The organism is Serratia sp. HMSC15F11, from assembly GCF_001808215.1.
In the GTDB taxonomy this organism is placed as follows: domain Bacteria; phylum Pseudomonadota; class Gammaproteobacteria; order Enterobacterales; family Enterobacteriaceae; genus Serratia; species Serratia nevei.
The window spans coordinates 122,240-145,077 of the sequence record NZ_KV792390.1 but is presented as its reverse complement, the minus strand read 5'-3'; the positions used below and the strand labels follow the sequence as shown (position 1 = coordinate 145,077).

28 protein-coding genes and 1 pseudogene are annotated in these 22,838 nt (G+C 53.8%); 17 read left to right on the top strand and 12 right to left on the bottom strand.

Annotation, left to right across the window (positions count from 1 at the left end; translation table 11 throughout):
- Positions 1 to 178: 178 nt before the first annotated feature.
- Both pcoE and HMPREF3138_RS24970 read left to right on the top strand, forming a co-directional pair.
- The gene (gene pcoE, locus HMPREF3138_RS01500; protein WP_038633679.1) at positions 179 to 613 is read left to right on the top strand and encodes a copper resistance system metallochaperone PcoE; all 435 of its coding nucleotides are present in this window, start codon (positions 179 to 181) and stop codon (positions 611 to 613) included.
- Between the two features lie 84 nt (positions 614 to 697).
- A pseudogene (locus HMPREF3138_RS24970) lies at positions 698 to 949 on the top strand (IS30 family transposase); the annotation flags it as partial.
- 122 nt (positions 950 to 1,071) lie between these two features.
- Here HMPREF3138_RS24970 and HMPREF3138_RS01495 read toward each other — a convergent pair.
- The 5 genes from HMPREF3138_RS01495 to HMPREF3138_RS01480 all read right to left on the bottom strand — a co-directional run bounded on the left by HMPREF3138_RS01495 (position 1,072) and on the right by HMPREF3138_RS01480 (position 3,931).
- Entirely contained in the window at positions 1,072 to 1,683 is a 612-nt protein-coding gene (locus tag HMPREF3138_RS01495) for an inovirus Gp2 family protein (protein ID WP_048998200.1), read from the bottom strand.
- Between the two features lie 329 nt (positions 1,684 to 2,012).
- Positions 2,013 to 2,396, bottom strand: coding sequence for a putative zinc ribbon protein (locus HMPREF3138_RS24965; protein WP_071687429.1), 384 nt, complete (start codon positions 2,394 to 2,396; stop codon positions 2,013 to 2,015).
- Between the two features lie 10 nt (positions 2,397 to 2,406).
- Positions 2,407 to 2,940: a hypothetical protein gene (locus HMPREF3138_RS01490; RefSeq protein WP_048998199.1), complete on the bottom strand. Its 534-nt coding sequence runs from the start codon at positions 2,938 to 2,940 to the stop codon at positions 2,407 to 2,409.
- A gap of 103 nt (positions 2,941 to 3,043) precedes the next feature.
- Positions 3,044 to 3,256, bottom strand: a complete 213-nt coding sequence (locus HMPREF3138_RS01485; RefSeq protein ID WP_048998198.1) for a helix-turn-helix transcriptional regulator — start codon at positions 3,254 to 3,256, stop codon at positions 3,044 to 3,046.
- Between the two features lie 93 nt (positions 3,257 to 3,349).
- Positions 3,350 to 3,931 (bottom strand): inovirus-type Gp2 protein, encoded by a 582-nt coding sequence (locus HMPREF3138_RS01480; protein ID WP_048998197.1) that lies wholly within the window; start codon positions 3,929 to 3,931, stop codon positions 3,350 to 3,352.
- 1,143 nt (positions 3,932 to 5,074) lie between these two features.
- On the opposite strand from HMPREF3138_RS01480, the gene HMPREF3138_RS01470 reads away from it, so the two are divergent.
- From HMPREF3138_RS01470 to HMPREF3138_RS01415, 13 genes are all read left to right on the top strand, one after another.
- The gene (locus HMPREF3138_RS01470; protein ID WP_048998195.1) at positions 5,075 to 6,208 is read left to right on the top strand and encodes a hypothetical protein; all 1,134 of its coding nucleotides are present in this window, start codon (positions 5,075 to 5,077) and stop codon (positions 6,206 to 6,208) included.
- 168 nt (positions 6,209 to 6,376) lie between these two features.
- Positions 6,377 to 7,249 carry a GTPase family protein gene (locus HMPREF3138_RS01465; RefSeq protein ID WP_049016519.1) on the top strand — a complete coding sequence of 291 codons (873 nt, stop codon included), beginning with the start codon at positions 6,377 to 6,379 and terminating at the stop codon, positions 7,247 to 7,249.
- Positions 7,250 to 7,349: 100 nt separating this feature from the next.
- Entirely contained in the window at positions 7,350 to 8,174 is an 825-nt protein-coding gene (locus HMPREF3138_RS01460) for a DUF932 domain-containing protein (protein WP_048998193.1), read from the top strand.
- A gap of 208 nt (positions 8,175 to 8,382) precedes the next feature.
- Complete coding sequence (locus HMPREF3138_RS01455; protein WP_048998192.1) at positions 8,383 to 9,093, top strand: DeoR family transcriptional regulator; 711 nt, start codon at positions 8,383 to 8,385, stop codon at positions 9,091 to 9,093.
- A 25-nt stretch (positions 9,094 to 9,118) separates the two neighbouring features.
- A complete protein-coding gene (locus tag HMPREF3138_RS01450) occupies positions 9,119 to 9,655 on the top strand; it encodes a DUF4339 domain-containing protein (protein WP_048998191.1) in 537 nt (178 codons plus the stop codon).
- Between the two features lie 51 nt (positions 9,656 to 9,706).
- On the top strand, positions 9,707 to 10,273 hold the full coding sequence (locus tag HMPREF3138_RS01445) for a hypothetical protein (protein WP_048998190.1): 567 nt from the start codon (positions 9,707 to 9,709) through the stop codon (positions 10,271 to 10,273).
- 89 nt (positions 10,274 to 10,362) lie between these two features.
- The gene (locus HMPREF3138_RS01440) at positions 10,363 to 10,773 is read left to right on the top strand and encodes a hypothetical protein (protein WP_048998189.1); all 411 of its coding nucleotides are present in this window, start codon (positions 10,363 to 10,365) and stop codon (positions 10,771 to 10,773) included.
- Between the two features lie 77 nt (positions 10,774 to 10,850).
- Positions 10,851 to 11,090 carry a DUF905 domain-containing protein gene (locus HMPREF3138_RS01435; protein WP_048998188.1) on the top strand — a complete coding sequence of 80 codons (240 nt, stop codon included), beginning with the start codon at positions 10,851 to 10,853 and terminating at the stop codon, positions 11,088 to 11,090.
- A gap of 102 nt (positions 11,091 to 11,192) precedes the next feature.
- Positions 11,193 to 11,651, top strand: a complete 459-nt coding sequence (locus HMPREF3138_RS01430) for an antirestriction protein (protein ID WP_049016518.1) — start codon at positions 11,193 to 11,195, stop codon at positions 11,649 to 11,651.
- Positions 11,652 to 11,666: 15 nt separating this feature from the next.
- Complete coding sequence (locus HMPREF3138_RS01425) at positions 11,667 to 12,143, top strand: JAB domain-containing protein (RefSeq protein WP_049016517.1); 477 nt, start codon at positions 11,667 to 11,669, stop codon at positions 12,141 to 12,143.
- An 8-nt stretch (positions 12,144 to 12,151) separates the two neighbouring features.
- Positions 12,152 to 12,373: a DUF987 domain-containing protein gene (locus tag HMPREF3138_RS24960; protein WP_048997881.1), complete on the top strand. Its 222-nt coding sequence runs from the start codon at positions 12,152 to 12,154 to the stop codon at positions 12,371 to 12,373.
- 18 nt (positions 12,374 to 12,391) lie between these two features.
- The gene (locus HMPREF3138_RS01420) at positions 12,392 to 12,709 is read left to right on the top strand and encodes a type IV toxin-antitoxin system YeeU family antitoxin (RefSeq protein WP_048997880.1); all 318 of its coding nucleotides are present in this window, start codon (positions 12,392 to 12,394) and stop codon (positions 12,707 to 12,709) included.
- 20 nt (positions 12,710 to 12,729) lie between these two features.
- On the top strand, positions 12,730 to 13,053 hold the full coding sequence (locus HMPREF3138_RS01415; RefSeq protein WP_048997879.1) for a TA system toxin CbtA family protein: 324 nt from the start codon (positions 12,730 to 12,732) through the stop codon (positions 13,051 to 13,053).
- Between the two features lie 282 nt (positions 13,054 to 13,335).
- Here HMPREF3138_RS01415 and HMPREF3138_RS01410 read toward each other — a convergent pair whose 3' ends face one another.
- The 6 genes from HMPREF3138_RS01410 to HMPREF3138_RS01385 all read right to left on the bottom strand — a co-directional run bounded on the left by HMPREF3138_RS01410 (position 13,336) and on the right by HMPREF3138_RS01385 (position 19,087).
- On the bottom strand, positions 13,336 to 15,333 hold the full coding sequence (locus tag HMPREF3138_RS01410) for a BCCT family transporter (protein ID WP_047729946.1): 1,998 nt from the start codon (positions 15,331 to 15,333) through the stop codon (positions 13,336 to 13,338).
- A gap of 155 nt (positions 15,334 to 15,488) precedes the next feature.
- Entirely contained in the window at positions 15,489 to 15,803 is a 315-nt protein-coding gene (locus tag HMPREF3138_RS01405) for a hypothetical protein (protein ID WP_047730850.1), read from the bottom strand.
- Between the two features lie 128 nt (positions 15,804 to 15,931).
- Positions 15,932 to 17,164 (bottom strand): cysteine desulfurase-like protein, encoded by a 1,233-nt coding sequence (locus tag HMPREF3138_RS01400; protein WP_049193877.1) that lies wholly within the window; start codon positions 17,162 to 17,164, stop codon positions 15,932 to 15,934.
- The gene (locus HMPREF3138_RS01395; protein WP_230122638.1) at positions 17,161 to 17,775 is read right to left on the bottom strand and encodes a 2OG-Fe dioxygenase family protein; all 615 of its coding nucleotides are present in this window, start codon (positions 17,773 to 17,775) and stop codon (positions 17,161 to 17,163) included. Before HMPREF3138_RS01395 ends, HMPREF3138_RS01400 begins: the two co-directional genes overlap by 4 nt.
- Positions 17,776 to 18,043: 268 nt before the next feature.
- Entirely contained in the window at positions 18,044 to 18,382 is a 339-nt protein-coding gene (locus HMPREF3138_RS01390) for a hypothetical protein (protein ID WP_048234631.1), read from the bottom strand.
- A 135-nt stretch (positions 18,383 to 18,517) separates the two neighbouring features.
- A complete protein-coding gene (locus tag HMPREF3138_RS01385) occupies positions 18,518 to 19,087 on the bottom strand; it encodes an HdeD family acid-resistance protein (protein WP_048234630.1) in 570 nt (189 codons plus the stop codon).
- Positions 19,088 to 19,236: 149 nt separating this feature from the next.
- On the opposite strand from HMPREF3138_RS01385, the gene actS reads away from it, so the two are divergent.
- Positions 19,237 to 19,992, top strand: coding sequence for an amidase activator ActS (actS, locus tag HMPREF3138_RS01380; RefSeq protein ID WP_048234629.1), 756 nt, complete (start codon positions 19,237 to 19,239; stop codon positions 19,990 to 19,992).
- 34 nt (positions 19,993 to 20,026) lie between these two features.
- Here actS and HMPREF3138_RS01375 read toward each other — a convergent pair whose 3' ends face one another.
- Entirely contained in the window at positions 20,027 to 20,884 is an 858-nt protein-coding gene (locus tag HMPREF3138_RS01375; protein ID WP_047729951.1) for an AraC family transcriptional regulator, read from the bottom strand.
- Between the two features lie 181 nt (positions 20,885 to 21,065).
- On the opposite strand from HMPREF3138_RS01375, the gene HMPREF3138_RS01370 reads away from it, so the two are divergent.
- Positions 21,066 to 22,835: an ABCB family ABC transporter ATP-binding protein/permease gene (locus HMPREF3138_RS01370; protein WP_047730851.1), complete on the top strand. Its 1,770-nt coding sequence runs from the start codon at positions 21,066 to 21,068 to the stop codon at positions 22,833 to 22,835.
- Positions 22,836 to 22,838: the final 3 nt, after the last annotated feature.

Below are 22,838 nucleotides of genomic sequence, written 5' to 3'. Positions count from 1 at the left end.
TGTCATCGTTCAGTCACGCGATAAACAGAGTCGGTTTTTTATAATCAGCCATAAATCAGGACAGCGTGATAATTCAATCGCCCGGTTCCTGGCGTGATGATCAACCAGCCCTGAGATCAAATGCTTTCTCTGTTATAAGCATTGATTGTTCGGGTATGAAAACACCGGAGACCCAACCATGAAAAAGATCCTTGTATCCTTTATTGCCATGATGGCTGTCGCTTCATCTGCCTGGGCTGCAGAGACAATGAACATGCATGACCAGGTAAATAATGCCCAGGCGCCTGCCCATCAGATGCAATCATCCGCTGAAAAAAGTGCAGTTCAGGGGGAGAGCATGAAAATGATGGATATGAGCGGTCACGATCAGGCCGCAATGTCCCATGAAATGATGCAAAACGGCAATTCTGCTGCCCATCAGGACATGGCTGAAATGCATAAAAAAATGATGAAATCCAAGCCAGCAGCTTCTAACGAAACAGCAAAATCATTTTCCGAAATGAACGAGCATGAGAAAGCCGCTGTTATGCATGAGAAGGCGAATAATGGTCAGTCTTCCGTTATTCATCAGCAGCAGGCTGAAAAGCATCGCAGCCAGATCACCCAGAATTAACCCGCAGCTCCACTTGTTAGACCCTCATTTGACGCCGAAGTCACTGGCTTATGCTCCCGTCCGGGAGCGTTTTTTTCCCATTGGACTGCCCCCACGACCGTAGCCACAGATATTCAGGTTTACTTCTGCGATCCTCAATCTCCCTGGCAACGCGGCTCAAATGAAAATACAAACAGATTACTCAGACAGTATTTTCCAAAAGGAACTGACTTATCAGTTCACAGCCAGCAAAGACTAAACAGTGTTGCCAGGCAGCTCAACGAGAGGCCAAGAAAAACGCTAGACTATGAATCACCCGCAGAGCGTTTTAACCAATGTGTTGCATCCACCTGTTGAACTCACAGCTCAAAGCGGACTTGTAAGCACAGGGGGGAGGATAGGGATTATGAATGGCATTCATTAATTTCTGGAATTGCCTACGAAGCAATTCCCCTCTTCCATAGATGCCTCAAGAGGTATTAACACTGACTACAGCCAAAAGAACGCTCTTGACGGCTGTAGGATTTGGTTCTCTCTTTAGCGAAGTAACTCAAGCGAAACGTCAGTTGATCATATACCTCGCTGTAACCGTGGGAGTTAATATCCAGGTAATAAAGTGGGTTATCGGGAAAGCGGGCTAGCGTCCAGTGCTCTGGGCGGTGACTAAGCTGCAAAGCACTCAACCAGGCCTCTCGTATCAGAGACGCCAGGCCCGTCCCGCCTTCTTTGTAACTTCCCAGTCCATTGAACGTATCGTTATTCACGAACAACACCATGTGGTAATGCGATTTCTGATTAATCTCACCCACCTCCCGAACCCAGGCATCGCGAAGGTGGCATGGATATGTTCGTGTGCCCTGTTTCAACTTACTTCTGTAGCGTGCAGCAATCTTCGCATCGAGGGATTCAATGAAGCGAGATATCAGGCCCTGTCGGTTAATGAGCATATTGTCAGGAAGACGCAGGTCTACCCGTACCGCCATTGTGCGTGCGTGTTCTGCAGTCGCGTTATCGATAACGCGTAGAATACGTTGCAGGTAAGTGGTGTTGAATGGTGCGTGTCGTCTATCGAGACAGATATTGTCAAACATATAATTTCCTTGGGTAATGAATTACGGGCAGGGCAAAGCCTTACCCGTAATAGGCAGTTAAAGGGATTAAGGATTTAAAGGGGGGTAAGACCAGCCATTAAGGCTATCGTGTATGAGTAGCCGTATACGGGTGTGGCATTGAGATGATATTGTTTATATATCAGTTGGTTAATTAATATTACCAACCCGTCATGGATTATGAATTACGAATCCACCAGCACCAGGGGCCGGATGATGGAAAGTGATTGATTTTTACTCCGAAGTTATATGCCCCCATATAATAGCTTTCTGGTGTACCAATCAATCCCATGATTGCCTGGTACGTATCACTAAATTCGTATCTCCCGACTGTATATCCCTTTTCTGCATTGAGGGCAGCGTTTCTCACCACCATACGACAGGCCGCACATGGTACATTGCCATTGTGTGGTCGTGATGACCGGTGGGAGTTGTGCCAGAAGGCGCTGTAGCTTAGCCACTGCTGAAGGCTTTCCATTGACGGGGGCCAGATAGGGGCATTGCAGCAGTGCTTCTGGTTGTCCCTGAAGTATGTCGTGTTCGAACCAGGGCGGTGACGTTATGGTGGGTGGATGGAAAATCAACGGGCACTGGCAGTGATGGCAGAACCACTCGTCATCGCCTGAATTCAGTTGGCTGACAGCGAAAATCTCACCGGTTTTACGCTGTGCGATATAGCATTTTGGTATCAGCATTATCCGTCCCTCACATCGGCTGGGTGGCACGAATGTAACCGTCAGTCAGCGTCTTCAGTCCCCGGTATGCCCGCTGTTTTACTGCCAACCATTGCGTCAGCGTGTCAGGCTGTGGCAGATGCAGCGCATACCATTCCTCCATATCCTTACCTGTTGCCAGCTCACACCAGCACAGCAGGGTCAGCGCCTGGCGCATACCGGGCTGTACATTAAGCCGGAATAACATCTGTAACTGGTTTGCCAGCCGACTTTTCCCCAGTCGATAACATTCGCTAAGCAGCACACCGGGCAGAAGGGCATAATCGGTGTGTTTAGTCAGACCGGGGGCGGAAGTACATGATCCCAGTCGGCCGGTGCGGGTGACCGGCAGCAGACACTGTGGAATGACGACTTCTGTTACGCTACTGCCTGGCATCGGGCAGGCGGTTATCGCCAGCCTGTGCCACTGCGAGATGTGCTGCTGGCATAAACCGTGGAACAGACTGACGCGGGTAAAATCATCCAGCCAGGCCTGGTAATGGTTGAGTAAGGGTGAATTGTTCATTTCTGATATTCCTTAAATGAGTAACTGACATGCAGCCGTAAAACTCCGCAAGAGGCGGATACGAGATGACGCACTGGTTTTGGGTTAACGAACGGGAAGGGGTTTAGCGCTGAGGACGGGATGCATCAATACGGGCCTGCAGCCAGGCTTCGACTTCGCTTTGCAACCAGCGTGAACTTCGACCCAGTTTGATGGGTTTTGGAAAGAGGCCATCCTTGATGAGTCGGTAAATCCATTTATCACTGACCCCCAGCAGGCGGGTGATAAAAGCCATATCGACGAACTGGTCTTCAGACAGGGAAGGTTTACTGGTCATGATTTGATTCTCCGGTAGCTGAATGGGTACCGGAGTCGGGTGATTAAACGTTGCTGCCCGCTCCGGCATAGCAACCGGTGCTGCTGTAAAAAACTAACTAAACTTCCTCGGTCTGCCCTGCCTGGCTGGCGAAGGAATTTCGTTGTATCCCCAGATTGGTAATCCGTATTTCTGGTCTTCTTTTGCCAGATAGCTGGCTATACGTCTCAGGCTGTTTATGGCATCGTTATTGTGATATTCCACAACGTTGTTAATGTTGTCCCGATGATATGCATTTGGTTTGCATCGCTGAGATTTGCCTTCACCATGGGTAATCTCTAGCCACAGTTCTTCTGCCCGTAAAATGAACGGGAATGACTTTTGATGTTCCTGACCATTAAGATAAAAAATCGCATGAGCATGAACTGCCCCTTCTGATGTCCATTCCAGCACCCAGAAACAACCACAGAGTTGAGGCATTTGCATTACAGCCAGGGTTAAATCCCGGAGGTCATCCTGTATCTCAAATGAAGAATTACGAATGAATCGGTTGGTACCTCGCTGATAATCAAAATCCATTCTAAACGCCAGTATTTTAGAGTGACGCATCAGAATCTGATTAAGATGGTGATTGATCATATTCAGGAGGAAATCATCGGGAGTGATTTTTTTAAAGTGTGGGTAATGTCTTTTCATTGTGTTATTCCTTTGGGTGAGTTCAAAGGAACAGCAGGAACTGTTTTTTTGTAATGTAACCGGGGATGTTACCTACCTGGCAGATCCAGTTCATTACTATCAGCAATGCGCTATCCTCTGGTGGGATAGTTGTTATATGCTGAGATCTACTTCCCTATAATACCAATTAACCTTAATTATCAAAAATACGTTTAAGAACTAGAAGACTGCTACGACTTATAACCGGGATGCGAAGAATTTAACTTTATAGAAAGGGGACTTAGCTCGTTAAAGTATGACTGGTGCTCTTATGTTAAGCGGATGCCGGGAACCATATTGACGAGGGGGGTTATTCCGCAAGCAGTGTGAAGTGCCACGGTAGCAGTTTGATGATCCAGCTTACCGACCAAATCAAGCACATGCTGAAGGCGGAACTCTGGCTCTACATCATTCAATTTGCACGTCCCTGCCAGACTATAGCGAGAGCAATATTTGAGCTCCCACATCAACATCGCCAACACGATTCGCTGATGGCTCCATTTAACCAGAGCCTCCATATCGGAAGGTTATTCCACAGGTGACGCCGAGTGTTTCCGGTGAAACGGCGGGCAATGGTGGTTACGTCACTACCCTGTATACGTATACCTCTGTCAGCTGAAAATACCCACCTCTCTGTCAACAGAGAAGTACAGTGGTTGACTACCGTTAAATAATCGAAGCAAAGCATGATGTATCACGGCGATGACCAGTGACCACGAGGTGCTGCTCAACTCTGCATAGGTACCGGTGCAGTTGTAAAAAGCAGCGGCGATCATTTGTGACTTCGTGTTTTACCTGCGAGTTGATGAAGCCGTTTCGTTAAATGTCAGATTCAGTGACCTGTAGCCTGCGCTACCTGAGAAAGATGATGACTTGTAATGTTTCTTCTGCCTGACAAAATAGATGCTTGCATTGACATGGTATTATCCTGTTGGTTTATCACATGACATGCTTGTAACTCATTGATTTTTTATTTTTAACATCTGAATTTACCCTACGTTTTTACTACGTTTTTGTTTTGTTTTTTATTTAACTTTAAATCAATTATTAGTCATTATTTCTATTGTTTTTTTACGGTTTTAATACGTAAGATAATCAAAATCAATCACAGCAATTGGTGAAAAAATGAACGAAGACAGGAAGGGTTACGCTGAAGAAAGCCGCGCATGGGAAAAAGAGCGTGTCGAAAAAGAGTACATCAGGCTAGATAAGCAATTTTCAGAAAAGCACTCGTGGTTAAAAAACAAGCTAAAATGGCTAAATAAAGAACCCCGGGCAGCATTTTTTTATTTTTTTTATCTGGCTCTATATGGCGAAAACACCATAGATAAGTGCGCTCAAAAGGTAGCTAAAAGCTTTGTTGATCCATTTTCAGCAGAGGCACTCGGTACAGTTAAATTTGACCTGACCATAAGTGAAAAACCATCAGTCCATCAGGGGGATGGGGTGGCCTCATTAGGAGTGATGACATCGGACTTCAATCTTGATGTTCCCGAAAATAAACCAGACGCAGAGACATCAGAACCACAAAACAGCTTGTTGTTGTTAGCCTCCGATAAGCAAGAAACTCTGGAGGGTGATTTAGATGAACTTATCAGGATACTTCAACCTTCTACGTTAAAAAATAAACCCGCCAATGGTGTTTTCTTCCCAAACTTTGTTGCACATGTAAAGGGTGTCGAAAATATTATTAGATTCGTTACAAATACATTTTTATATTTAGATGCAAAGAATATCGCCAGTTTGACAACAAAAATAAATGATGCATGGTCTAAAGTTTACGCAGATTTTCCAGAAGTTTTTTCATGGATGGACATTAAAAATGAGGAGCAATGTGTGTGGGTATGGGAAACAATGAAAAACAAAGGTGTTTCGCCCCCACTTAATCCTCTTAATAATTACCAGCGTTGGTATTTTATCTGCGCAACTTTTGATTTCTGGAATGGCTGGACGAATGCGCAGCTTGAAGAGTTGAAGAGGAGTCGTAAAAAAGTAAGTCAGCAATTTCTTGTGTTAACGGAGTCACCTACTGCTCCCCAGAAACACAAAGCAGTATTGATGGATGAGCTTGAAAAAGCCTGGGGTCAGCAACTTCGAAGGAAGAAATCTAAAACTGGCGTCGATGCTTTAAAATTACCTACTAAATCAAAAAAACAGCTTTTCAAATTGTCGAATCATTATGGTGTATCGGAAACGGAAATTATGGTGAATCTTCTTGAGCATAAATATTCTGAAATTATAAAGAGTGATAAAGGTTGAAATTTTAGATGCACACATGTTTCATGGGTGTTGTATTTATTTTAACTAAATAACGCCCTCTCATTCCAAATAATCTCAGACAGATATTATCGGCATGACCATCCCCCTAAACCCACGAGAATTGCTGTGTTCCTCGCGGGTTTTCTTTTATCTGTCAGAGGTGACTTCATGAATGAACACGATGGCCTGCAGGGTGTCACGCAGTCTGTTGCTACGCTACCCGATACAGTCAGAAAACACATTCTGGCGCATATCAGCAAGCTGATAAATTACGAGCCGGTGATTGGTGTGATGGGTAAAACCGGAGCGGGTAAATCATCGTTGTGTAATGCGCTGTTTGCCGGAGAAATGTCCCCGGTCAGTGATGTGTCGGCCTGTACCCGTGAGCCCCTGCGCTGCCGGTTGCAAGTCGGGCGGCACAGCATGGTGCTAATAGACCTGCCGGGTGTCGGTGAAAGTGAGGTCCGCGACCGGGAATATCGGGCGCTGTACCGGCGTCAGTTGCCGCAACTGGACCTGGTGTTGTGGGTGATTAAAGCCGATGACCGGGCGTTGTCGGTGGATGAGCGTTTTTACCGCGAGGTTATTGGCACTCACCGGCATAAGGTATTGTTTGTGGTAAACCAGGTCGACAAGCTGGAGCCCTGCCAGCAATGGAATGCTACCAGCGGCTCTCCATCCTCTCACCAGAAAATCAATCTCAGTCTCAAGCTCAGTGATATCCGCCAGTTATTTACACCATCACATCCGTTACGCGCCGTGTCAGCACGAACGGGATGGGGGCTCGGGTCACTGGTGGAAACAATGATGCGCAGCCTGCCAGCCCGTGCCAGTAGCCCGCTTAGCGCTCAGCTGCATGATAAGTTGCGCAGCGAGCCTGTAAAGTCGCAGGCCCGGGACCGTTTTGGTGAAGCTGCAGGTGAGGTTGTTGATGCAGTTGCTTCGCTGCCTTTTGTGCCGGAGCCGGTGAAATCGCTTATTCTCAGTGTGCGCGATATGGTAGTGAGCACGGTTCGCGCCGTCTGGGATTTCTTCTTCTGAGAGTTTAACCCTTTTCTGTTCCAGTACTTCCAGAGCCCTGTCGCCACTGTGCGACAGGGCTTTCTTTTATCTGTTTTCTGAATCAACAAGGAGTCTGCTTATGACCCGTCTGGCTTCGCGCTTTGGCGCAGCAAACCTTATTCGTCGTGATCGTCCGCTAACCCGTGAAGAGCTGTATCGCGTGGTACCCAGTGTGTTCAGTGAGGACAAACACGAGTCACGTAGTGAAAAATACACCTACATACCCACCATATCCCTGCTGGACAGTCTGCAGCGCGAAGGCTTTCAGCCCTTCTTTGCCTGCCAGACCCGAGTGCGTGACCCAGGGCGTCGTGAGCATACAAAGCATATGCTGCGCCTGCGTCGGGAGGGGCAAATTATCGGCAAACAGGTGCCGGAAATTATTCTGCTCAACTCCCATGATGGCACCAGCTCGTATCAGATGTTGCCGGGATTATTCCGTGCGGTATGTCAGAACGGCCTCGTCTGCGGTGAGTCGTTTGGCGAGGTACGGGTGCCGCACAAAGGAGATGTGGTGAGTCAGGTGATTGAGGGGGCTTATGAAGTACTGGGGATCTTTGACCGTGTGGAAGAAAAACGTGATGCCATGCAGTCGCTGATGCTGCCCCCGCCGGCACAACAGGCTCTGGCACAGGCTGCACTGACGTACCGCTTCGGTGAGGACCACCAGCCGGTGACAGCACCTCAGATACTCTCCCCACGCCGCTGGCAGGATGAGAGCAATGATCTGTGGACCACATACCAGCGTATTCAGGAGAACCTGATTAAGGGCGGGCTCAGTGGACGGAGTGCGAAAGGCGGACGAACGCATACCCGTGCGGTGCGCGGTATTGACGGTGATGTGAAGCTCAACCGGGCTCTCTGGGTGATGGCGGAAGCGATGCTGAGTGGGTTTCAGTCCTGAGCTTGTTATCAATATGTTAGGAAGGGACACTCCTTGTCCGTTTTACCTCCATTGGATTGAGTGTTTTATCACCGCATTCCACGGAGTACCGCGTCGGGCCTGCCTCCGGTGGCAGATAAAAAATAGTTCATTCCATGTCCATACCCTGTCCGCCCCCCTCTTTAGAATCATTTCATATTCAGTCAGTTAATTATTACGGAGATCCGAGATGACACAGGCAGAGCGCCGTCATGACCGGCTGGCTGTCAGGCTGTCACTGATAATCAGCCGCCTGGTTGCCGGTGAAACGCTGAACATGGCGCGGCTGGCTGCAGAGTTTGGTGTGTCAGTCCGTACCCTGCGACGGGATTTTCGCGAACGGCTCATGTACCTCGACCTTGAGTATCGACGGGGGCAATGTCGCCTGCGCAGCACCGGCGGGGGCGTACAGGGCGAGCTGGATGCGCTGACCTTTGCTCACCGGTCCGGACTGGCCGATATCTTTCCGGGGCTGGACCGGCGTCTGGCGGGCATGCTGCTCACAGCAGGAGGGATGCCCTGTCTGGTGTGGCAGCCACCACAGTCTGTGTCACCCGCCATCTCACTGGTGTTCTACCGTCTCGTCAGTGCCATTACCGCCTGCCAGCGGGTACTGTTGCTGGCTGAGGGAGAGCGCTGTGACGGACTGGCCCCGTACCGCCTGATATCACTCGACGGCTGCTGGTACCTCACCGGTGAACTTAACGGGCATATCACCGTGCATCCTCTGACGGCCATTCATGCAGTAACGGTCCTCAATACCACTTTTATCCCGAAAAAACGTCTCAGCCAGCTAACCACACAGGCGGGCTTTATCCGGGCTCTTCCGCACTTCAGTTTCATCCATGAAGTTTTGTCACAGGTTGCTGATAACGGGGAATCGGGATGGACTTCATTTTAATAACCTCTGTTAAGAAGGAAAAGCTATGACCTGGCATTACGAAAAAAATGGCATACGTCACGACAATGTGACCGAAGACGACATCACTGGCCTGATTGTGCGCGGTGAACTGACGGCAACCACGCTGGTGTGGCGACAGGGTATGACGGATTGGCAACCGGTCTCCGCCACCCCGCTGGCTTCGGCGCTGCTCCACAGCACCACACCACCAGCACTGCCGGGGAGCCGCATTCCGGGCGGAGTGGTATGGACGCTGGCATTTGCGCCTTTTATTGGTTATGCGCTCGAGCTTTGGACGGCAGGGCTGAACGGGATGGCGTTTGAGGAAGCGTATGAGGCCGTCTCGGGTGGGCAGTACTGGTTTATCACGCTGTTGCTCAATATCGCTCTAGGGTATCTCGATGAACGCCGTCTGCGTAAGGCCGGAGTGGATACCACCACGTTCGGCAAACTGGCCTGGCTGGTACCGTTCTATCTGTGGCGGCGGGCGAAAACCCTCGGTCAGAAACCGGCTTACTTCTGGGTATGGCTGGCAATGCTGGTTCTGGCCGTTATGGCCTGAATCCTGCTCAGACAACAACATGCCTATATGATGCAATAAAAGGATATCACGATGAAAAAAAGACTCACTACTCTGGCTGTCACAGGGCTCCTGCTGCTCACGACCAGCGCACATGCCTACGATGTCACCGGTCGTCTCACCAACTGGTACGACATGAAGAAAAGCGGCTGGACCTCTGCGAATGGCTATGATGATGTGAAAATGCTCAATGCGCTTGGGTTGAAGGCTGACATCATTGGTTATTATCCGTGGACGAATACATTTTTGCTGCGCCAGGCCTATAACACCCCTCTGTATCTAGCTGACAAAAAAACAAAAACCGTCCGTTACCTGAACCTGAAAACGGCTAGCGGATATGCTTCTGATCTTGATGTGGTGTACCAGGGTGAGGATAACGGTAAAGGGTGTTACTTCAGTATCGTCGATACACAGGTGCAGCTTGAGATGGTTAATAAAAAGGCGGAGCCCCGTGTATTGATGGTGCTGCCTGAAAGCTGCACAAATAAACAACAACTGGCTGCCATTAAGGCCAGGCAGACAGAAAAGGATCGCCAACTGCAACAGTGGGCCTCTCAGCAAAGCCTAAAAGAACTGTGCCGCCGTACCGGTAACTGCTGAGCATCTGATTAAAGACGTTTTAAATCACACCAGATGCCCTGCAAATATATCGGGTGTCATCTGGCACCCATTAATTCAGGAAGAATGCCATGTTAAGTATTATCACTTCAGCCATATCCGCCCTCATTCTGTTGCTCGCCACCTTCAGTGCCAGTGCCGCTCAGCTTCCGGCAAACCTGATGGATAAAGACAATCCCGGCCAGGAGTACTGGTGCCAGGGAAACGACATCAACACCTCCATGTGCTCACTGACCGGTGTCAGCGACGACCATAAATTTGCCCTGATTCAGGACCTGCCGGGCCCGGCCTGTGAAGACTTAAGCTTCGGGGTTATCGACCTGGTGCACCAGACCGGTGTCAACATTCCTTACGACGGTGGTGACTGCAAGGGCGATGTGCAGGCCGGGTTTGTGCGCGGCACGAAAGATAATGCCCTGTATGTGAAGATTGTCCGGGGCAGCAAAACCTTACGGCTGTATAAGGTGCAAACCGGTTACTGACAATCCCCCTACACATGCACACTCCCACAGCCCCTGACGCATCTGCGTCAGGGGCTTTTGTTTTTAAGGTACATCGAATGCCTGAATCTCACATGCTGCCACCGGGACCTTTTACCCGACAGCAGGCCGAAGCAGTTACCCGCCGGTATCGCAACATCGGCATTGAAGACGACCAGGGTAGTCACTTCCGCCTGGTGGTTCGCGACGCCGAAGGCCGGATGGTCTGGCGGGCATGGAACTTTGAACCGGATGCCGGTGAAGGGCTTAACCGTTATATCCGCAGGTCAGGTATCCGCACTGACATTTTCACCCGCTGACCCCGAATCATTTACCACCAATATTTAACCTTCCTGAACCCACTTTATTACCCCATGCGCCAGCCATCGTCGCTGGCATTTTTTATTAATGGAGATATACCCATGACTACAGCGACACAAAACAACCTCGCATCTGCTAACGAATCCGAATTTGAACTGACCGTAACGCAGCTACCTGACGAACAGCGTATCTGCTTCTGGCCGCAGCACTTTGGCACCATTCCACAATGGACAACGCTGGAACCGCATATTTTCGCCTGGATGGGCCGCTTCTGTGCGGATTACAGCGGTGGTATCTGGTCCTTTTACACCCTCAGCAATGGCGGCGCGTTTATGGCCCCTGATGCTGACAGTGACGATAAATGGCATCTGTTCAACAGCATGAACGGCAATGGTGCAGATATGAGTGCAGACGCTGCCGGTATCGCGGTCTGCCTGATTGAATACAGCCACCATGCCTGCCGTACAGAGTGTGACGCAATGACCGCGCACTATTACCGCCTGCGGGACTACGCCCTGCAGCATCCAGAAGCCCACGCCATTCTGCGCATCATTGACTGACCGGAGGAACAACGAATGAAACAGCTTTCCTTTTTACCCGGCGAGATGACGCCACAGGACCGGCATCTCATTCAGCGGGCGCTGAGGATTCTTGACCGGCATCTGCATGAGCCCGGGGTGGCCTTCACCTCCACTCACGCCGTCCGGGAGTGGCTGCGACTGCATATGGCCGCGCTTGAGCGGGAAGAGTTCCGGGTATTGTATCTGGACAACCAGAATCAACTGATTGCCCATGAGACGCTCTTTACCGGCACGATTAACCGCACCGAGGTGCATCCCCGGGAAGTAGTCAAACGTGCACTGCACTTCAATGCGGCGGCGGTGATACTGGCGCATAACCATCCTTCCGGCGAGACGACGCCCAGCCTAGCCGACAAAACCCTCACGCAGCGGCTGGTGCAGGTACTTCAGCTGGTGGATATCCGTGTCCCTGACCACCTGATTGTCGGCGGCAGGCAAATTTATTCGTTCGCTGAACACGGTCTGCTGTGAGGTATGACATGAAAATTATCAGTAAACGCCGGGCAATGACGATATACCGCCAGCATCCGGCCTCACGCATTTTTCGATACTGCAGTGGAAAATATCAGTGGCACGGTAGCGTCTGCCATTACACCGGCAGGGACGTGCCGGATATCTCAGGTGTCCTGGCGGTATACGCCGAACGTCGCCAGGACCGCAACGGGCCGTATGCCTGCCTGATGAGTATTACCCTGAACTGACAATAACGGAGGTTATCAATGAGCAACATCACATGGGGCCTGCAGCGGGATATTACGCCACGCCTGGGAGCCCGTCTGGTACAGGAGGGGAACCGGCTGCATTATTTAGCTGACCGGGCCAGCATCACCGGCCAGTTCAGTGACGCAGAATGCCGGAAGCTGGATGTGGCATTTCCGTACTTTATCCGCCAGATGGAATCCATGCTGACTACCGGTGAACTGAATCCTCGCCACACCCACTGCGTCACTCTGTACCGCAACGGTTTCACCTGCGAAGCCGATACCCTTGGCAGTTGCGGCTACGTATATATCGCCATTTATCCCACTCAGCGCTAATAACTTCCACGAGAGCAAACATGAAATCTCAACCTGCAACAACTCAGCGGGCGGCGAAGCCCTGCCTGTCACCCGTGGATGTCTGGCAAATGTTACTGACACGTCTGCTGGAACAGCACTATGGTCTCACCCTCAACGACACACCATTCAGTGAGGAACGTGTTATACAGGAACATATCGATGCCGGTATCACGCTGGCTGATGCCATTAACTTTCTAGTGGAAAAGTACGAACTGGTTCGTATCGATCGCAGAGGGTTTAGCTGGCAAGAACAAACGCCATATCTCACGATTATTGATATCATGAGGGCCCGCCGGGATCTGGGTTTATTAAATCGTAATTAGTCTGATACTAACGGTGTCGCTGCTTTCGAGTATGCCTGCCATTTGCTATCATCTCGCTTCCTGCTGATTTATCGACAAAGGTAATTACTTGAATTCAAAGCCTCTGTGCTTTGGGGGTATCTTTGGGGGTATAAGTTAAGATATAACTTGAAAACTCTATGTTTTTCAAGTTATTGATTGGCTTGTTCTAATCCCTTCACCGCCATCCCACCAGCATCATCAGCGCCGTGGTGAGGAAAGCGGGGCAAAAAAATGCCGCCCCTGGGGACGGCATGTCGCTCTTTAGCGCACCAGATGCAAGAAATGCAGGTGCTTTTCGTACTGGTCGAGAATATCGTTGATCAACTGCTCCTGATTCCAGCCCATGACATCGTAGTTCTGGCCGCCTTCTTTCAGGTAGATCTCCGCGCGATAATACTTGTGCTGCTCGGCTTGCTGTTCATCGTTATCCAGCCCGGCCAGAGCGAACGTCGGCGAACTGTAGCCGCGCAGTCTGACTTCATAGATAAAGTTAAGCTCATCGCCCAAATCGACCTCGAAACGAATGCGGTCTTCCGCAGTGGCGTTGATGCTGCTGAGCGTGTTTTGTTTACTCAGCTCTTCCTGCACCAGCGTCATGGCCGGTTGGATAACCTCATCCATAAAGCGCTTAACCAGCGAGCGTTTTGGCAGATAGGCGATATTGCGCAGCCTGCGCTGCCAGGGAATGGGGTTGCGGGCGGCGGTGGGGGCGATGGTGGCCATATTTTGGCTGTCGCGTTTCGTCAGGTCGCGGCGCAGCGCTTTAAGCAAGCCGTAAATGGATATCAGCAAGATGGCCGAGAACGGCAATGCGCTGGCGATGGTGACGGTTTGCAGCGCGCTGAGCCCCCCGGCGATCAGCAAGGCGATGGCGACGATGCCCATCAGCGACGCCCAGAAAATGCGTTGCCAAACCGGCGTGTTGCTGGAGCCGCCCGAAGCCAGCGTATCTACGACCATGGCGCCGGAATCGGCGGACGTGACAAAAAAGACGATAACCATCGCCATGGCGATAAACGAAAGCACGCTGGAGAACGGGAAATGCTCCAGGAAGTTAAACAACGCCAACGCCACGTCTTGCTGCACCGTAGTGGCGAGGTCTGTCGCACCCTGTTCCATAATGAGGTAAATGGCGCTGTTGCCGAACACCGTCATCCACATGAGGGTGAAGCCGGCCGGGACGAACAGCACGCCCGTGACAAATTCGCGGATGGTTCGGCCGCGGGAAACCCGAGCGATGAACATACCGACGAAAGGCGACCAGGAGAGCCACCACCCCCAGTAGAGCAGCGTCCATCCGCCTAACCAGTTGCTGGATTTTGGCTCGTAGGCATACAGGTTGAACGTCTTGCTGACCAGCTCGGACAGGTAGCCGCCGGTATTTTCCACAAAGGATTTCAACAGCAGGACGGTTGGCCCCAACAGCAAGACCAAGGCCAGGAGCAACAGCGCCAGGCCGAGGTTCAGCTCTGACAGAAAGCGTATGCCTTTCTCCAGCCCTGAAACCACCGAAATGGTGGCCAGCCCGGTAATTACCACGATCAAGATCACCTGAACGGTTTCGTTGATCGGCACGCCAAACAGGTGGTTAAGCCCGGCGTTGACCTGCAACACGCCATAACCCAGCGAGGTTGCGACCCCGAACACGGTGCCGATGACGGCGAAGATATCGACGGCGTGGCCGATAGGGCCATAAATACGTTCGCCGATGATCGGATAAAGCGCAGAGCGCAGAGTCAACGGCAGGCCATGCCGATAGCTGAAGAAGGCCAGAATCAACGCCACGATGGCGTAGATCGCCCAGGCGTGCAGCCCCCAGTGGAAAAAGGTCAGGCGCATGGCCTGTTTGGCCGCCTCGACGCTCTCGGGCGTGCCGACCGGTGGCGAGAGATAGTGCATCACCGGTTCTGCCACGCCGAAGAACATCAGGCCGATGCCCATCCCCGCTGAAAACAGCATGGCAAACCATGAGTGGTAGCGAAAATCGGGTTGCGCATGATCGGGGCCAAGTTTGATGTCGCCGTAGCGGGAAAGCCCCAGAAACGTCACGCTGAGCAAAATCAGCGCCACGGCCAAAATATAAAACCAGCTGGCGTTGGTGAAAATTTGTTGCTGCAGAAGCTTGAAGTTCTTGTCAGCGACGTCGGGGAAAAAGGCGGCGAACGCGACCAGAAGAAAAATGAGGACTGCAGAGGTGAAGAATACCGCTTTGTTGATATGGCTTTGCGGCTTTTTTAGGGGGGTGTCTTTCTCACTCATAAATTAATTTATTCCATTTGTTTGATTATCGCCCTGAATGGAGGAGAGGTGTAACCTGTTATATCGTAGCAAAATAGTCAGGCTGTCGGTGCCGGTCAATAGGGCGGAATTACCGCTGCCTGAGTGCGGTAATTCCGAGTTATTCCGTGTTGCCGTTAGTTAAATAAAAATGCCAATAGTCCGGTCACCTTATTTTTATTTTCCCATCCTTCCAATTTCATGCAGGCATTAACGAATTCTGTTCTGCGCATTTCATTGCTGTCCGAGGGGAAAGCGCCGCCACCGGCGTTGGGGATCTCCGTGCCGTTGATCGTCATGGAGGAGAAGGTCGGCGAGCTGGCGTGCAAAGACAGGTTCACGGGATAGCGCTGTTCGGCTTCTTGCCGGCAGTGGGTTCTGGCCGCTTCAAGGGGCGTTGGGGTTGCCGTTTGCGCTTCCCATTTCTCCGGCGTGGCACAGGAAGACATCATCAATGCGGCGGTGATAACTGCATATTTTCGCAAAGTAAAAATCCATTTCTAAAATAAAATCTCCTTGATTCTACCCCCAGCGTGCCGCGATGGCCCGCTCAATAAGGTGAGCGGGCCGATGTGGCGAGTTAACTGAGGATATCTTCGGCGATCACCTTAAACAGCGTGTCTATTTCGCCCAGGGTATTGTAGTGCATCATGCCGATGCGCAGCACGCCGCCGTCCTGCAACCCCAGTTGCTGGATCAGGCCCAGCGCATAGAAATGCCCGCTGCCGGCGCAGATGTTGTGCTGCCCCAGGCGGCGGGCGATCGCGTCAGGCGTCTGGCCGCTGAAGGTCAGGGCGAAGGTTGGCGTGCGGCGCGTGCTGTCCGCCTGTGAATGGCCGTAGAGCCGCACGCCGTCGAGTTTCTGCAGCCGTTGCAAAAAGTGGCGGCACAGCGCCTCTTCATGCCGGTGGTAGGCGGCGAAACTCTCCTGCAAACGCTGCCTTAACGGCGCGCCCGGCGTCCCCCACTGCGCCAGATAGTCGATCGCTGCCGCAACGCCGGCCAGCGCCTCGAAGCTTTGCGTGCCGGTCTCGAAACGGCCGGGGCCGACATCGGTGGCCGGCTCGACTTTGTACGGCCGTAGGCGTTGCAGCCACTGCGGCGCGATATAGGCCATGCCGACGTGCGGGCCAAAGAACTTGTAGGCGGAGCACACCAGGAAATCACAGCCCAGCGCCTGCACGTCAATCAGGTTGTGCGGTGCATAGTGCACGGCGTCGACATACACCTGCGCGCCGACCCGATGCGCAGCTTCGACGATGGTTTTGATATCGACGATGCTGCCGGTGACGTTGGAAGCGTAGCTGACCGCCACCAGGCGGGTATTGGCGTTGATGCGCTCACACACCTTTGCGGCGTCCAATGCGCAGTCGGCGCCCTCCAGCGGTATCTGATGCACCACGGCCCCTTGGTCTGCGGCGGCTTGCTGCCAGCTGGAGACGTTGGCGTAGTGATCGAGCGCGGTGACGATGACCTCATCGCCGGCCTGCCAGTCGCGGCTGATGATGCGGCTGAGATGGAAAGTCAGCGTGGTCATATTCATGCCGAAGACGATATTGTCGGGCGACGGCGCATTTAACAAGGCGCGCACCGATTCTCGCGCCTGGCCCATCACCTCGCCGGTGACCCGGCTGGAGAAGTAGTGGCCGCCCAGGTTGGCGTTGTATTTCCCCAGGTAGTCCGTCATTTTTTCCAGCACGCCCCGTGAAACCTGTGCGCCGCCGGGGCCGTCGAAAAAGATCGCCGGTTTGCCGTCGACGTGCTGGGACAGAGCGCTGAATTGGCGTCGGGCGAGTTCGGGCGTAAAGATCATGCTTTCCCTCCCCGCGCGGTGAGGACGAAGAGATCTAAGTGGCCTTCTTCTGCGGGGCTCACGGCGTTGATCGGCGTGGCGTTGTGCCACAGTTTGCTGTCCGCCAGTAACACGGCTTCACCGTCCGCCAGCGCTTTTTTAAAGAAAGGATCGTGGCGGTTGTCGTCGTACAGCATGATTTCACCGCCGACGATATTGTGCCGGTGAATAGCGATCATGGCGATATGGTCGAAACCGTCCTGGTGAATGCCTTCCGGCGCCACCAGCGTATCTTTCTGGATGGCGACCACGCGCATTTGGTGGATCTCTATCTCGGCACCCTCCGGCAGTTCGTTATTTTCGGCAAACAGGTTGCACATCTCCGCCATGCCGGCGCTCTGCAGCACGGCGCTGTCGATAGGCTCGAAGCGGCGCACCACGTTGCCCTGGAAGTGGTTGATCTGATCGGACTGCATGAAGGTGCGCGGCCCCACTTCGGCGACGTTGGGGTTGAGGTATTTGACGACCGAATAACGGCGCAGGCGATATTTGCCGTCGGCGTGTTGCGTGTGGGGCAAGGAGGAAAACGAAGGCATCAGTTGTTGGGTGGCTTGCGGGCTTAGTACAGTCATACTTATTACGTTTTCGTGTTTCTGTAACATAATCACCTCTAATAATAATAATTTCTGATGTTGTAGGGGGTAATTCGATTGAATTGTAGACGACTCTATAACCAACGCAATTTGGTGGTGGCGAGGTGTGACGGCGGTCGTAAAGCTGGATGAACGCCCGCGCTAAAAGGGGGAGAATAAGGGGGAGATGAGAATGGTGTCGCCATGATTCGGCGCGGATGATAGCCGCGCCGATTGACGTTAAGCGATGGGCGCGCGGCCCTTATGTTCAGAACGTCTCGAAATACAGCTCGCGCAACAGCCAGGATATTTCGTTGTTGGTGCGATTAAGCGTCTCGATTCGGCGAACCCCTTTCGCTTCGGCGCGCAGATCGAGCAGCAAGTTGCGAATCTGCTGGAATAACGGGGTTTGCGGGCTGGGTTTGGCTAACTGTTGCCCGCACAGTTTGATACCGGCGTCGCAGCCGGTGGCAATGTCCGTCAGGCAGCATGGGCAGGTGGTTTTTTGGCGCGCCATATTGCGGCATTGTTGCCCGATTACCTGATTGAAGTGGCGTAATTGCAGGCAGACTTCCCGCGAGTTCAACGGGTTGGAATGGATTGTCATCGGTTTCAGCTCCCTTGTCTGCGCCTATATTGGCACTTACCGATGAAGATAACCACGGACAAGCAGAGGGGGTATCGCCTTGTTTTGTCTGGAAACAACGAAAGCGATGAGGCCCGCGGTGGCGGGCCGGGAGCGTCAGGCGCGTTTAAACAGATTCGCCGCCTGGAACAGCGCAAAGGAGCTGAACAGCATCTCGATGCCGACGATGGCCGTCACCAGCGTGACCGATGCCGCCGGGCCTGAGCCGATCAGCATCCAGGCGATGATCAAATCGAGCACGCCGATAACGAACTGCAGCCAGTTGCCCGGCAGCCCGCGGCGCATGTAGCCCGCCGCCAGGCGCGCGATGCCACCGAGCGCGAACAGCACGGCGAGGTACACCGCCAGCGCCAGAATGCCCGCCAGCGGGCTGGTGATGAACACATAGCCGATAATCAGGTAGGCCACGCCCAGCAAAATGCCGCCGATCATCGGCCAGGTATTCTGCGCCCGGTTAGCGATCATGGCGATAATCAGCCCGGCGCCGCTCAACAGCAGCAGGATGCCGACCACGATGCTCAGCGCTGCGCCGGAGGCGAAAGGATTGACCAGGCACAGTATCCCGCCCGCCAGCAGCAGGAAGGCGATGATCAGCAGGGTGGTGCGTTGCTTTTTGAGCAGTTCTTCGCTCAGGAGGGGCAGATTATTGCGGTCGAGGTTCAACATGACAGTACTCCATATCGTCGTTGGGTAATTAATCAGTCATCCTTACCTGTTTAGCATAGACCGTCTGGGGGTTTTTGACTGACCCGGCGCAAATGTTACACTGTGCGGCTGACGCGTATCAGAACCGAAACGACGACTGAGGACTGGACTTGAGCACAGGAAGCAAATGGGCTGGGTGGCGCCGCATCGCGGTGTGTCTGACATTGGGGCTGTTGTTGGCCGGATGTTCGGGTAAAAACACCTACAACCGCGACTACGACAAACTGCCGAAGGGCAGCTACACCGGCAAGTCCTACACCGTCAAACGGGGCGATACGCTGTACTACATTGCCTGGATCACCGACAGCGAAGTCAGCGATCTGGCCAGAATCAACAAGATACGCCCGCCTTATAGCCTGGAAGTGGGGCAGAAACTGCGGCTGAGCGGCAGCGCACCGACCAAAACCGCCGCCACGCGCCGTAAAACCTCTTCTTCTTCCGCCGCGATCGCCAAACAAACGCCGCCGCCGGGCGCTGCCCGCTGTTGGCGTTGGCCGACCAGCGGCCGGATCGTGCAGGCCTACTCCAATTCAGATGGTGGCAACAAGGGCATCGACATCGCCGGCAAACGCGGCCAGCCGATCTACGCTTCCGCCAAGGGCAAAGTGGTGTACGTCGGCAACCAGCTGCGCGGCTACGGCAACCTGATCATGATTAAGCACGGCGAAGACTTTATTACCGCCTATGCGCACAACGACACCACGCTGGTGCGCAACGGCCAGGATGTGAAGGCGGGGCAGAAGATCGGCACCATGGGCAGCACCGGCACCGATTCGGTGTTCCTGCACTTCCAGATCCGCTACCGCGCTACCGCGCTCGATCCGCAGCGCTATCTGCCGCCGCAAGGTTCGTCGCCGTCCTGTTAACGTCAATCTGGCTCCTTGCGGAGCCAGATGTCAGTTACTTCAGCGGCAGGTAAAGATCGGTCACCAGTTCATATTCCGCCACTTCGTGCACGAAGTTGTGGTAGTGGAAATAGAGCGGAAAATCGCGCAGCTCCTCGCCGCTGGCCGGCAACCACTCGCGGTACAGATAATGGGCACTTTCCGAGAGCCCATCCAGTGAGCCGTGATGGCGCAGCAGCGCGCAGCGCCCGGCCGGCAGCGTGCTGTTCACCACGCCGAAGGCGTTGTCCTCGGGGATCGGCGCAGTAACCTCGCCGCAAATGAAGAAGCGGAAGTCCTGCGCTTCGGTGGTGGCCGGATCGTGCGGTGCGATGCCGAAAGTACGGCTGCTTCTGACCGGCGACAGGCCGCTGGTTTTGCGCCACTCGATAAAGCGCGCGGCGGTTTCGTTGACCAGCGCGGACGGGCCACGATGTTCGATCATCGCCACCGGCGTGGCCGGGAAGTCGACAATGTCTACCTTCATGGGTTGTTTCCTTTTGTGTTTCGGCTCGGGAAAGCGCTGCTGCCAATCGATCCAGGCCGGCCGTTTGCGAAACTGGCTTGGCGTTTGGCTGAACGCCTGTTTGAAGGCGCGGCTGAAGGACTCCGGGTTTTGAAAACCGGCGTCCAGCGCGATGTCAATCACCGGCTCCAGCGGGTTATACGCCAGGCGGTACGAGGCGCGTTTGAGCCTCATCCACTGGATATAACGCCACACCGAGATGCCGCAATACGCGCTAAACTGGCGTTGAAAGTGAAAGCGCGAAAAGTGGGCCACTTCGCTCAGTTTTTCGACGGTGAGTGCCTCGTCCAGGTGGCGGTCGATATAGTCAAAGACCTGCGCAAAGCGCTTTGCATACGTCTGGGTCATGTGATTGTCTCCTCCATGCCTGAACTTTGCCCGAGCCGCCGCCGCTTCTCCTGACGGATGATGCTGAGTTGCCGCCGCAGGACAACGGGATGGCTGCGGCGTTTGCCGCCGGCCAGGCTAAACTCATAACCCCCGCGCGGCCGTGTGCCGCGATCCCGACCGAGAAGATGAATATTACATGATGGATCGTTCCCGTTTGCTGAAATTCCTGCTGCCCTACCTGTGGCCGAAAGACAACCCGCGCCTGCGAGGGTATCTGGTGGTGGCCTTTGTGTTCATGGTGGCGGCCAAGGTCACCACCACGCTGGTGCCGCTGGCCTACAAAGCGATGGTCGATGCGCTGAGCGGCGAGACGGCGAAAATGCTGGCGGTGCCGCTGGGGCTGATCGTCGCCTACGGCGTGGCGCGGGTGGGCGGCGCGCTGTTTGAGGAGCTGCGCAACGTGATGTTTATCCACGTCAGCCAGAACGCCACGCGCCTGCTGGGCGTGCGGGTGTTTCGCCAGCTGCATGCGCTGAGCCTGCGCTTCCATCTGGAGCGCCAGACCGGCGGGCTGTCGTTGTCCATCGAGCGCGGCACCCAGGCGGTGTCCACGGTGCTGTCGCGGCTGCTGTTCTCCATCGTGCCGATCCTGTTCGAGCTGACGCTGGTCACGGCGATCATGTGGCATATGCTGAACGGCTGGTTCGCGCTGGCGATCCTGACGACGGTCGGCTGCTACATCCTGTTTACCGTGCTGGCGGTCAGCTGGCGCACCCGCTTTCGCCGCGAGCTCAACAAGGCCAACGCCGACGCCAACAGCAAATCCATCGACAGCCTGCTGAACTATGAGACCGTGAAGTACTTCGGCAATGAAGAGTTCGAGGCCGAGCGTTTCGACCTGTCGCGCCGGCTGTACGAATACGCCGCCATCAAGAACCAATTCAGCTTTACGGCGATCAACCTGGGGCAAACCGCCATTATTTCGATCGGGCTGATCGTGATGATGGCCATGGCGGCGCAGGGCATTACGCAGGGGACGATGACGGTCGGCGACTTCGTGCTGGTCAACGCCTACCTGCTGCAGCTGTATCAGCCGCTGAACTTCTTCGGCTTTATTTATTCCGAGGTGCGCCAGGCGCTGATCGACATGGAGAACATGTTCGATCTGCTGCAGGAAAAGCGTGAAATCGTCGATAGCCCGGATGCCCAGCCGCTGCGCCTCGATCGCGGCGAAGTGCGGTTCGATGCGGTCAGCTTCGGTTACGACACGCGCCGGCCGATCCTCAAACAGGTGAGTTTTACCATTCCGGCGGGCCACACGGTGGCGGTGGTCGGCGCCTCCGGCGCGGGCAAGTCCACGCTGTCGCGCCTGCTGTTTCGCTTCTACGATGTGCAGAGCGGCGCCATTACCCTCGACGGCCAGGACATTCGCCAACTGACCCAGGCCAGCCTGCGGCAGGCGATTGGCATCGTGCCGCAGGATACGGTGCTGTTCAACGATACGCTGCGCTACAACATCGGCTACGGCAAAACCGGCTCCAGCGATGAAGAAATCGAGCGGGCGGCGCGGCTGGCGCATATCCATGATTTTATCGTCGGTCTGCCCGACGGTTACGACACCCGGGTGGGCGAGCGCGGGCTGAAGCTGTCGGGCGGTGAAAAGCAGCGGGTGGCGATCGCACGCACCATTCTGAAAAATCCGGCCATCCTGGTGTTCGACGAGGCGACCAGCGCGCTGGATACCCAGACCGAACGCGAAATCCAGGGGCACCTGCGCGAGGTGAGCCGCAACCACACCACGCTGGTGATCGCCCATCGGCTCTCCACCGTGGTGGAGGCCGATGAGATCATCGTGCTGGAGGCGGGGGAGATCGTCGAGCGTGGAGGGCACGAGGCGCTGCTGGCCGCGAACGGCCGCTACGCCGCGATGTGGCAAACCCAGTACAGCGAAGAGCAGGAATCGCGCTGACGA